Annotated in this window: 8 protein-coding genes; 5 read left to right on the top strand and 3 right to left on the bottom strand. The window is 53.1% G+C overall.

What is annotated here, in order from left to right; all coding sequences use genetic code 11:
* From AC1DUO_RS18645 to AC1DUO_RS18635, 3 genes are all read left to right on the top strand, one after another.
* On the top strand, positions 1-607 hold a 607-nt coding region (locus tag AC1DUO_RS18645), incomplete at its 5' end, for a SidA/IucD/PvdA family monooxygenase (RefSeq protein WP_477988265.1).
* A 14-nt stretch (positions 608-621) separates the two neighbouring features.
* Positions 622-3,006 (top strand): GNAT family N-acetyltransferase, encoded by a 2,385-nt coding sequence (locus AC1DUO_RS18640; protein ID WP_166860218.1) that lies wholly within the window; start codon positions 622-624, stop codon positions 3,004-3,006.
* Between the two features lie 98 nt (positions 3,007-3,104).
* The gene (locus AC1DUO_RS18635) at positions 3,105-4,325 is read left to right on the top strand and encodes an MFS transporter (protein ID WP_013575309.1); all 1,221 of its coding nucleotides are present in this window, start codon (positions 3,105-3,107) and stop codon (positions 4,323-4,325) included.
* Between the two features lie 46 nt (positions 4,326-4,371).
* Here AC1DUO_RS18635 and lpxM read toward each other — a convergent pair whose 3' ends face one another.
* The 3 genes from lpxM to znuA all read right to left on the bottom strand — a co-directional run bounded on the left by lpxM (position 4,372) and on the right by znuA (position 7,745).
* Complete coding sequence (gene lpxM, locus AC1DUO_RS18630) at positions 4,372-5,352, bottom strand: lauroyl-Kdo(2)-lipid IV(A) myristoyltransferase (protein WP_013575308.1); 981 nt, start codon at positions 5,350-5,352, stop codon at positions 4,372-4,374.
* A gap of 105 nt (positions 5,353-5,457) precedes the next feature.
* Positions 5,458-6,792, bottom strand: coding sequence for a murein DD-endopeptidase MepM (gene mepM, locus AC1DUO_RS18625; RefSeq protein WP_013575307.1), 1,335 nt, complete (start codon positions 6,790-6,792; stop codon positions 5,458-5,460).
* A gap of 20 nt (positions 6,793-6,812) precedes the next feature.
* Positions 6,813-7,745 (bottom strand): zinc ABC transporter substrate-binding protein ZnuA, encoded by a 933-nt coding sequence (gene znuA, locus AC1DUO_RS18620; protein ID WP_015689879.1) that lies wholly within the window; start codon positions 7,743-7,745, stop codon positions 6,813-6,815.
* 95 nt (positions 7,746-7,840) lie between these two features.
* Between znuA and znuC the strand changes: the two genes are divergently transcribed.
* Positions 7,841-8,599: a zinc ABC transporter ATP-binding protein ZnuC gene (gene znuC / locus AC1DUO_RS18615; RefSeq protein ID WP_013575305.1), complete on the top strand. Its 759-nt coding sequence runs from the start codon at positions 7,841-7,843 to the stop codon at positions 8,597-8,599.
* Positions 8,596-9,381: a zinc ABC transporter permease subunit ZnuB gene (gene znuB / locus AC1DUO_RS18610; RefSeq protein ID WP_013575304.1), complete on the top strand. Its 786-nt coding sequence runs from the start codon at positions 8,596-8,598 to the stop codon at positions 9,379-9,381. The genes znuC and znuB overlap by 4 nt, the downstream gene beginning before the upstream one ends.
* The last annotated feature ends 33 nt before the right edge of the window (positions 9,382-9,414 follow it).

The following is a 9,414-nucleotide window of genomic DNA, read 5'->3' as shown; positions in this document are numbered from 1 at the left end:
GGAATACAGCAAACTGACGCTGGAAATGACCTCACCGGAATACATCGATTATTTCCACGCGCTGCCAATGAGCAAGCGCGATCAGCTCAATCGTGAACAAAAATGCCTGTATAAGGGCATTAACATCAGTCTGATCAACGACATTTATGATCTGATGTACGTCAAACGTCTCGACGGCCCGCTGAATGTCAATTTGTATACACATTCGGAACTGAAAGCACTGACCCGCAGCCGCAGCGGCGAACTGGAAATGACCCTGCTCCACCACGAACAACAACAGGAATACCAACACCGCACGGAATCCGTGATCCTCGCAACGGGTTACGGCTATCAGCCACCGCAGTTTGTTGAAGGCATTTACAACCGTATTCAGTGGGATGACTCGGGCCGTTACGCCGTCAGGCGCAATTACAGCATCGATGCGCACAACCAGATTTTCGTACAAAACGCCGAGCTGCACACGCACGGCTTCGTCACTCCGGATCTGGGCATGGCGTGCTACCGCAACAGCACCATAATCCGCGAGATGCTCGGCAGTGAAGTGTATCCGCTGGAGAAATCCATCGCCTTCCAGACCTTTGGGTCCCGCATCCCTGGCGCAAACTAACGGAGAATTTACCCATGTCTGATGCCATTTCAACCGCCGTATTCTCCTGCCAGCGCGACGCAGGAAAACTGTCTTTACGCCCGCTGGCGCTGGAGAAAGATGCCGCCGTTTTACATGACTGGATGACGCAGCCCTACGCACATTTCTGGGGAATGCAGAACAGTACCCTCGCAGAAGTCGACAGCTTCTATCGCAACCTGACTCACGGTAAACCGCTGGCGGCGCTGATGGGCGAAATAGACGGTCAGCCGCAATTTCTCATCGAATGCTATCCGGTTCAGGATGACCCGTTGCATGAACATTACGACGTCCGGCCCGGCGATATGGGCATGCATATTCTGCTCTCTCCGGCCGAAAAACCGGTGTCAGGCTTCAGCTGGCAGGTGTTCTCGGCCGTGATGGAATACCTGTTCAGCCAGCCCGAAGTCCGCCGCATAGTGGTCGAGCCGGATGTTCGTAACGAAAAGATTCACAAGCTGAATAAGCGCGCCGGTTTCCGCTATCAGAAACAAATTCAACTGACACACAAAACTGCATGGCTGGCATTTTGCCAGCGTGAAGATTTTTTTCAGGCAAGCCAGAAGGAAAAACACACCATGACTCCTGCAAATCTGCAAACCGGTGAGCACCTGCAACCGGAACTCTGGGCAAAAGCGAATGCCCTGCTGCTGCGTAAATGCCTGGCGGAACTGACCCATGAACGTCTGCTCGCGCCGCAGGCGTTGAAAACGACCGGCACCTGGACTGACTATCAGCTGGCAGTACCGGCCTCGGAAATAGAATATCGTTTCCGTGCCCGCCAGTTGCCTCTGAATGACTGGATGATTGATCTCGACAGCATTCAGCGCCTGGATAATTTTATCCCGCAGCCGCTGGACGCGGTTAAATTTATCATTGAATTCGCGGAGCAAATTGGTATTTCCCAGGCCATGCTGTCGACCTATCTGGAAGAAATCAGCAGCACGCTTTACAGCAGTGCCTACAAATTGGCAAACAATCACACCACAGCAAAACAACTGTCGCAGGCCGATTTCCAGACCGTCGAAACCAGCATGACCGAAGGCCATCCGAGCTTTATCGCCAACAACGGCCGTATCGGTTTTGATGCCGGTGATTATGTCCGTTACGCGCCGGAAGCGGCCAATCCACTGCAATTGGTCTGGGTGGCGGTTCATCATGACAAAGCACATTTCGCCAGTGTCGAAGGTTTACCGTATGAAAAACTGATCGCGGAAGAACTGGGTGAAGCGCAGATTTGTGCTTTCACGCAAAAGCTGGTTGATAAAGATGTCGACCCGAAAAATTACTACTTCATGCCGGTACATCCGTGGCAGTGGCAGAACAAATTACTGACCGTCTTCGCACCGGATATCGCCCGTCAGTTTCTGATTTATCTCGGTGAAGGTGATGATAACTATCTGGCACAACAGTCGATCCGCACTTTCTACAATGCCAGCCGTCCGAAAGGACGTTACGTTAAAACGGCGCTGTCGATCCTGAACATGGGCTTTATGCGCGGGCTTTCACCTTACTATATGGCGACCACTCCGGGCATTAATGAATGGCTGGCGGATCTGGTCGAAAACGATGCGTATCTGCAATCCACCGGTTTCAGCATTTTGCAGGAAGTGGCGTCACTCGGTTACCACAATCACTATTTCGAGCAAGCCATCAAAGGCGACAGCGCGTACAAGAAAATGTTTGCGGCGTTGTGGCGCGAAAATCCGGTCGCCTTGTTGCAGCCAAATCAGCGTCTGATGACCATGGCCGCCCTGCTGCACACCGATAAACACGGCGATGCGCTGATTGTCGAGATGATCAAATCATCCGGTCTGGCCACCGGCGACTGGCTTAAACGCTACATGCACGCCTATCTCAGCCCGCTGCTGCACTGCTTTTATCAGTACGACCTGGTGTTTATGCCGCATGGTGAAAACCTGATCCTGCGGTTCGAAAACAATATTCCGGTGAATGCTTTCATGAAGGATATCGCCGAGGAAATTGCGGTGATGAACCCCGACGCCAGCCTGCCGGAAAAAGCCAAACGTCTGGCGGTGGACGTACCGGAAAATCTTAAAATTTTGTCGATTTTCACTGACGTCTTTGCCGGGGTATTCCGCTTTATCGCCCGTATTCTGGAAGAACATGGCAATTATCCTGCCGGGCAGTTCTGGCAGGTGGTAGCCGAAGTGGTACGCGACTATCAGATTCAGTATCCGGAACTGTCGGAGAAATTTGCCCGTTATGACATGTTTGGCGCCGAGTTTACGCACTCATGCCTGAACCGTCTGCAACTGGCGAATAATCAGCAGATGATCAACCTGTCAGATCCGGCGCAGAACCTGAAATTCGCCGGCACGCTGGAAAACCCGATTGCGGCCTATGCTAACCGCTACTGAAAACCCGGTTTAATCTGATGAAGCTTTAATGCCATGAATAGTAGCGCGGCTTTCACAGGCCGCGCTTTTTCGATTTTAAGACCCGGAGAATTAAGGTTATGTCGTCCGTTTCCGAACCCGCTTCGCGGCTGAATTTCCGCCAGTGGCTGTTCCCGCTGTCACTGGTGCTATTCGAGTTCGCCACCTATATTGCCCACGATATGATCCAGCCGGGTATGCTGCAGGTGATCAGTGATTTCAGCGCAAGTGCCGACTGGGTTTCAACCTCGCTAACCGCTTATTTGTGCGGCGGTATTTTGCTGCAATGGTTGCTCGGGCCGCTTTCCGACCGCCTTGGCCGCAGGCCGGTGCTGCTGACAGGCGTGGCCTTTTTCACCGTCACCTGTCTGCTGACGGTTTTCACCCGAAACATTGAACAGTTCATTCTGATGCGTTTTTTACAGGGGATGAGCCTGTGCTTTATCGGCGCGGTAGGTTATGCCGCCATTCAGGAAGCGTTCAGTGAAACAATGAGCGTTAAACTGATGGCGCTGATGGCGAACATCACGTTGATCGCTCCCCTGCTCGGGCCGCTGGCTGGCGCGGCGTTTATTCATTACGCACCATGGAAAGCCATGTTTGCGTTGTTCTCACTGGTCTCTGCATTCTCATTCTGGGGGCTGTGGCGCAGTATGCCGGAAACCGCCAGCGGTCGCGGGGAGCGTTTTTCAATGCGCAGGCTACTGACCGATTACCGCGAAGTCTTCACCAACAAAGGCGTGGTGCTCGGTTCGCTGTCTATCGGGTTGATCACCCTGCCGTTGCTGGCGTGGGTGGCGCAGTCGCCGGTATTACTGATTCAGGATGGCGGAATGACGCCGCTACAGTACGGATGGTGGCAAGTGCCGGTATTTACCGGATTGATTATCGGTAACATCACGCTCAGCAAACTCAGTGGCAAAGTGAATATCCGCACGCCTGTCTGGCTCGGTCTCGCGCCGATAGTTCTCGGTCTGGCAGTCAGTGCTTATGCCGCGCTGTTTATGGTACATGCCTGGGGCTGGATGATTGGCGGGCTGAGCCTCTATGCGCTGGGCTCGGGACTGGTAAATGCCGGGCTTTACCGCCTGACGCTGTTTTCCAGCCCGACCGGTAAAGGCACGGTCGCCGCTGCACTTGGGCTGCTCACCATTGTGGTTTTTGCGGCGGGTATAGAAGTGGCAAAGCAGTTGTATTTCGCACTGGGCAACGGCATTTTTATGCTGGCAGGCATGATTTCCGGTGTCACCGGCACATTGCTGATTGCAGTGTTTCTCAAACGTATCCCTGAAAAAGCATAAAAAAAAGCTGAGGTGTGAGCCTCAGCTTTTTCAAATCTTTTTACCGTTACTTTTTGGGATAAAGCTCTTTGCGTGAATAGGGCTCAGGCTCACCCGGTTTGCGGGTTTTAAGCAACTTGAGGATCCAGGTGTACTGTTCCGGATTCGGCCCGACCAGCACTTCCACTTCCTCATTCATCCGGCGCGCAATGCGGTTATCATCGGCAGTTGCCAGATCATCCATTGGCGGGCGCACATAAATATCGAGACGTTGTTCGTGGCCGTTATACACCGGAAACAACGGTATGATCGACGCACGGCACACTTTCATCAGGCGTCCTACCGCAGGCAATGTCGCCTTGTAGGTCGCGAAGAAATCGACGAACTCGCTGTGCTCAGCACCGTGATCCTGATCCGGCAGATAGTAGCCCCAGTATCCCTGACGCACCGAACTGATAAACGGCTTGATGCCATCATTACGCGCATGCATCCGGCCACCAAAACGACGGCGAACGGTATTCCACAGATAATCGGTCAGCGGGTTTTTCTGATTATGGAACATGGCGGCCATCGGATGTCCGTCAGCGGCCATCAGCATCGCCGGAATATCCACAGCCCATCCATGTGGCACCAGAAAAATCACATTTTTACCTTCGGCATGCATCTGATCGACAATTTCCTTGCCGTGCCAGTGAACGCGCTGCATGACTTTTTTGGGGTCACGGATCGCCAGCTCAGCCATCATCACCATGGATTGTGGCGCGGTGGCAAACATTTCATCGATGATATGTTCACGCTCCGCTTCAGAGGTTTCCGGCAGGCAGTACAGCAGATTAATTTGCGCACGACGACGTGCGCCTTTCGCAAACTTTCCGGCCAGACGGCCAAGACTGCCTAATATAGGGTCACGAACCTTTGCGGGCAGATACGCCATTGCGGCCATCGCTCCGACGCCCAGCCAGACGCCCCAGTAACGCGGAAAATAGAAGGCTTTCTGAAACTGCGGAATAAATTCTACGGTAGATCGTTTTTCTTTTTCTGGCTGCATGCTCAGGCTCTTATGACAAATTCTGCCTTAATGATAAGTGCAGTGATTTATTTTGCAATAAATCACTGCCTCACAACATTAAGCGCAAAAGGGGATCCTGAACGGTCAGTCCAGCTTCAGTTGAGGAACAACCTGACGAACGGTGGCCAGGTAAGTACTGCGATCTTTACCTGTCAGCCCTTCGGTGCGCGGCAGTTTAGCCGTCAGCGGATTCACAGCCAGCTGGTTAATCCACATTTCAAAGTGCAGATGCGGGCCGGTTGAGCGACCAGTATTGCCGGAAAGCGCGATGCGATCCCCCCGTTTCACTTTCTGACCGGGTTTCACCAACAGTTTACGCAGATGCATATAACGGGTCATGTACTGACGACCATGACGAATGGCCACATAGTTACCCGCAGCGCCGCCGTTCTTGGCAACAACCACTTCGCCATCACCCACCGCCAGAACAGGCGTACCGACAGGAACGGCGAAATCGACGCCACGGTGCGGCGCAATACGCCCGGTCACCGGGTTCAGACGACGCGGATTGAAGTTAGACGAAACGCGGTACTGTTTGCCCGTCGGGAAGCGCAGGAAACCTTTCGCCAGCCCGCTGCCGGTACGGTCATAGAACTTACCGTCTTCGGCGCGCACGGCGTAGTAGTCTTTACCGCCAGTGCGCATACGCACTGCCTGCAATTCACTTTGCTCGTTCTTACCGTCCAGCACCTCGTTGGACATCAGTACCGCAAAGTCGTCGCCTTTCTTCAATTTACGGAAATCGAGTTGCCATTGCAGCGCCTTAATGACAGCACTGACTTCAGCGCTGCTCAGCCCTGCCGCTTTGGCACTGGTGACAAAACTGCCGTTCAGCGTCCCTTTCAATACGGAGTCTTTCCATTCCCCTTTCAGGGTTTCCAGAGACGATTTGAAGGTATTGCCGGAACGGTCAAAGGTATAGGTTTCGCGACGTGATTTTTCCCACGTCAGACGCTGTAAATCCCCGGCATCGTTAAGTGTCCAGGAAATCTGCTGGCCGATTTTCAGGTTACGTAAATCACGGTTGGCGTCAGAAAGCGCAGCAATTTCCGACATATCAATGCCGTACTGATTCAGAATGCTGCTGAGGGTATCGCCGGTAGAAACCACATACTCATGCACGCCCGCTTCATTGACAGTTTTATCGTCAAGATCATCTTGCGGAATGTCATCATCAGCGGGGGGAGACTGGTCGATAGGTTCGCTGGCTTCGGGAAGCAGTGAACGCAGTTGCTGATTATCAAGTGTGATATTTTTAACCAGCGGTCGGGTATCAGAAAGGTCATTGTCCGGGTGGTAAGCTAACGGTTTCCATACGGCCACAGCCAGTGTGACGACGGTAAGAGACCCCAGCATAATGCGATGGGGCCGTGGAAGGTTGCTATACGCCAGAGCGATAGATCGGGCTATCAGCTGCACTTAAATTCTGTCCTTTTAGCTTACTTCAGGCAGCTCAGGTACTGGTTCGTCAGCTGTGACAAAAAGTTCACATAGCTGTCCGCACCCAGTGCAATGCTGCTCCCCAGAGGATCCAATGTGCCCATACGCACTTTTGTTCCCTGGGCAACAGCCGTTATGACGGCCGGCCTGAATTGTGGCTCAGCAAAAACGCAGGTCGCTTTTTGCTCAACCAACTGTGTTCGAATGAGATGTAATCGCTGTGCACCGGGTTGAATTTCGGGATTGATCGTAAAGTGACCAAGTGGCGAAAGGCCGAAGTGTTTTTCAAAGTAGCCATAGGCATCGTGAAAAACAAAATATCCCTTACCCTGAACAGGTTGCAGAATACTACCAAGGTTTTTGTCAGCTTTTGTCAAGGTGTCTTCAAAATGAGATAAATTTGCATCTAATTGTTGCTTTTTTTGCGGAACCAGCGCTACGAGCTTGTTATGGATCACAATAGCAGCCTCGCGGGCAATTTCCGGCGACAGCCAGACATGCATATTGTATTCGCCATGATGATGATCAGCGTCATCGTGATCATGGTCATGATCAGCCTCATGTTCGTCATCATCACTGCCCTTAATCAGCAGCGGTTTCACTGCCGGTAACGTCGCGATGGCCACCTGACGGTTCGGCGACAACTGCGCCGCAGATTTGGTCATGAAAGCTTCCATTTCCGGCCCCACCCACACCACCAGATCGGCGCTACGCATGCGTGCAATATCCGAAGGGCGTAAGGCGAAATCATGTGGAGATGTGCCGTCCGGCAGCAACACTTCCGTCGGCATAACACCATCGGCAATGGCTGATGCGATAAAACCCAGCGGGCGTACGGAAGCCAGAACCACGGCCTGCGTGCTGAAAACCGCGCCTGAACTCAATATTGCGGCTGCCAGAAACATCCGTTTAACGCTTTTTTTCTGTATCATGCTGAGTGAACTCATCTTCAGGTTGGGGGAAAACTGGTTATTTTTAGCGAAACGCAATATTATAACATCCGATTTGTTCTGCAAGACCCTATGACATGCCCACATTAGCTACGCTCCAAAATATTTCAGTGACTTTCGGTTCGCGACGCGTGTTGTCCAACATCTCGCTAAGCCTGCAACCGGGGAAAATTCTGACCCTTCTCGGCCCGAATGGCGCAGGGAAATCCACATTAGTGCGCGTTGTGCTTGGCCTGATTGCGCCGACAGAAGGCACGATGACTTGCGAACCCGGTTTACGTATCGGCTATGTTCCGCAAAAAATTCATCTTGATCCCACCATGCCGCTGACCGTCAGCCGCTTTATGCGACTGAAACCCGGTGTGAAGAAAAGCGATATTCTGCCCGCGCTCAAACGCGTACAGGCTGCGCACCTGCTGGATCAACCGATGCAAAAACTCTCCGGCGGCGAAAATCAGCGTGTTTTACTGGCGCGTGCGTTAATGAACAGCCCGCAGTTACTGGTGCTCGATGAACCGACGCAAGGTGTTGACGTCAACGGACAACTGGCGCTGTACAACCTGATCGACAGCCTGCGCTGCGAATTGGGGTGCGCGGTGCTGATGGTGTCGCATGACTTGCATCTGGTGATGGCGAAAACGGACGAAGTGCTGTGCCTGAACCAGCACATCTGCTGTTCCGGCTCGCCGGAAGTAGTGTCCACGCATCCGGAATTTATTGCGATGTTCGGTAACCGTGGCGCCGAGCAACTGGCGATTTACCGTCACAACCACAACCATCGTCATGATTTAAAGGGAAAGATAATTTTGCGCAACACCGGAGGTCGTGACGCATGATCGCGCTGTTATTACCCGGCTGGCTGGCGGGTGTATTGCTGGCGATTGCCGCTGGCCCGCTGGGCTCGTTTGTCGTCTGGCGCCGCATGTCCTATTTTGGCGATACGCTGGCCCATGCCTCTCTGCTCGGCGTAGCGTTTGGCTTACTGCTTAATGTTAATCCTTTCTATACCGTTATCGCCGTCACGTTATTGCTGGCCGTGTTACTGGTGGTGCTCGAGCGGAAACCGCATCTGGCCGTCGATACCCTGCTCGGAATTATGGCGCACAGCGCCCTGTCACTCGGTCTGGTGGTGGTCAGCCTGATGTCCGGCGTACGTGTGGATCTGATGGCGTATTTGTTTGGTGATTTGCTGTCAGTGACCTACAGCGACATCTGGATGATTGGTGCTGGCGTAACGGTGGTGATTGCGGTGCTGTGCTGGCAATGGCGGGCATTGCTTTCCATGACCATCAGCCCGGAACTTGCTCATGTTGATGGCGTAAAACTGCAACGCACACGTATCGTCCTGATGCTGGTAACAGCGCTGACGATCGGTCTGGCGATGAAGTTCGTCGGCGCGCTGATCATCACCTCGTTGCTGATTATCCCCGCCGCGACAGCGCGACGCTTCGCTAAAACGCCTGAGCAAATGGCCTGCGTCGCGGTAGCGGTTGGCATCATTGCGGTGACCGGCGGCCTGACGTTCTCTGCATTCTATGATACGCCTGCTGGCCCTTCTGTCGTGCTGTGCGCTGCGGTGTTGTTTATGCTCAGCCTCAGTAAAAAACAGATTGCCTGACCGCAACGCCAGAAACAGAAACGGACGCCCTGA

It is taken from the genome of Rahnella sp. P4_A8 (assembly GCF_056402435.1).
Note: the sequence above shows the minus strand (reverse complement) of the source record. Positions and strands in the feature narration are given on the sequence as shown.